Annotated in this window: 2 protein-coding genes; one reads left to right on the top strand and one right to left on the bottom strand. The window is 56.9% G+C overall.

Translation table 11 applies throughout. The annotated features are described in order from the left end of the window. A partial coding sequence (locus tag M7439_RS08545; protein ID WP_308464463.1) for a cytochrome c oxidase assembly protein occupies window positions 1–656 on the bottom strand: 656 nt, incomplete at its 3' end. Between the two features lie 208 nt (window positions 657–864). Here M7439_RS08545 and M7439_RS08540 point away from each other — a divergent pair. After that, on the top strand, window positions 865–1941 hold the full coding sequence (locus M7439_RS08540) for a 5-(carboxyamino)imidazole ribonucleotide synthase (RefSeq protein ID WP_308464462.1): 1077 nt from the start codon (window positions 865–867) through the stop codon (window positions 1939–1941). The last annotated feature ends 51 nt before the right edge of the window (window positions 1942–1992 follow it).

The raw sequence follows: 1992 nt of genomic DNA, 5'->3' as shown, positions 1-1992 counted from the left end.
GACATCGACACTGAAGCGATATGTGCAAACCTGAGGATCGAGTTTTCATGATAGCGACGCCGACCTTGGTCGATCGCTACGTACCACATAAAGACCCCAGCGAAGAAGAAGGAGAACATCATCAGCTCCATCCTCCCAGAGGACTGCATCGCCCAGTCGAATGGTCCGGGTACATGCCAGATCCACATCGCTCCGTCGAATGCGATCACCGCTGCCCAAGGAGAGCTGACTATCCGGGCCGTACTCGCAATCCTCTCATGGGAGGCGAGCGACCGATAACGGATACGCAACCACTCCATCAACCGAGCAGGAACGCCTTCGGTCATCTCGCTCCAAGGGTCAGCGATAATGAGAAATGGTGGTGCGAAGACCATAAGGTCAAGGTGCCAGATCATGTGCACCCACTGATAGACCATTGCCCAGTCAGGAATCGGTGAGAAGAAACCAACCACCATAAAGAAGTTGGCGATCAGCATCGCAACCGAGCGCCGCTCGTAGCCTGCACGGATCTCGGGTGTCATCTGAGTCCGCATGCGACGCACGTGTCCACGCCAATAGGCGGCAACCGGCAGTCCACAGAGGATAAGTGCATACCAATCGATGTGCCAATTGTCGACGACGTATCCTAGCAACGAACTCGCCTTCACAAGGACCATCGACATCGCCACCAGGTACACGCAGACCCCAACCTCTCAATCCGTCTAGCTTGTAGGCTAGCAGACTCGATAACGTTCTGTTCGAAGAAGCGGAGCAGAAGAAGCCGCAAACCTAGATCGAAAGGGGCAAGATGGACACCTGTAGGCAAACCAATCCAGGCTCGGCTCTTTCGCCAATGAGCACCGTATTATCACGCAGAGAGGTCGCGTGAGCGCACGCATCGGAGTGATTGGCGGCGGTCAACTCGCGCGCATGCTCTTCAATGAGGCTCTGAATCTCGACATCGACATCTCTTTCCTGGTCCGACCGACCGATGAGGGAATCTTGGGGAGGGCCGCCCAAGTACAGGTCGGGGAACTAGACGTCGAATCACTGTTGCGCTTTTCCGAAACGGTAGACGTGATCACGTTCGAACACGAGCTCACCCCGATCTCGGTTCTAAAGGAACTCGAAGACCGCGGAGTTCGCCTGCTGCCATCTTCTGGGACCATGGAGGTAGCCGCCAACAAGCTCGCACAACGTGAGCTCTTCGCAAAGCTCAAACTAGCCGTTCCGCGTTTTGCTAAGTTAAATGCAGACACAGTCTTTGAGTTCCCATGCATCGCCAAAGCGATCACCGGTGGTTACGATGGCCGAGGCGTCCGTTGGATCAACGACCCCTCCGAACTCACGCCGTTGATAGAGAGTGAAACCCCTTGGCTGCTCGAGGAGCTGCTAGAGGTCGATGACGAGATCGCCGTACTCACCGTCTCCACCCCTGACGGTGAGATCACCAGCTATCCGCCGGTGAGAACCATTCAGCGCGACGGGATCTGCGTTGAGGTCCAATGGCCCTCTGGAGTAGCGGCAGATCTTGAGGAGAGAGCGCAAGCGACGGCGACCGCCATCGCTCGAGAGCTTGGTTCAGTTGGCGTACTCGCAGTTGAGTTCTTTGTGGTGGCTGGCAAACTCTACATCAACGAGATCGCTCCCCGAGTGCACAACAGCGGTCACCTCACCATCGAAGCCGCCTCAACCTCACAGTTTGAAAACCACCTCCGAGCTGTTGCCGGGCTTCCACTCGGACCGACCGAATTCACCACGCCCGCAGCGATGATCAACCTGATCGGAGAGCTGGGCCCGATTGAGGAGTACCAACCCTTCCCTCGTACCCGTCTCCACCTCTACGGCAAGGAGGGGCGCCCTGGTCGCAAGGTTGGTCACATCACAGCAACGGCGACGAGCGCTGCAGGAGCCTCGCAGCTCGCTCATCGTGCCCGAGAAAGGATCGTCAATCATGAGTAGTCCACAGATTGCCATAGTGATGGGGTCGGACTCCGACTACTCGGTCATGGC

Origin of the sequence: Ferrimicrobium sp. (assembly GCF_027319265.1) — a bacterium.
In the GTDB taxonomy this organism is placed as follows: Bacteria; Actinomycetota; Acidimicrobiia; order Acidimicrobiales; family Acidimicrobiaceae; genus Ferrimicrobium.
Note: the sequence above shows the minus strand (reverse complement) of the source record. Positions and strands in the feature narration are given on the sequence as shown.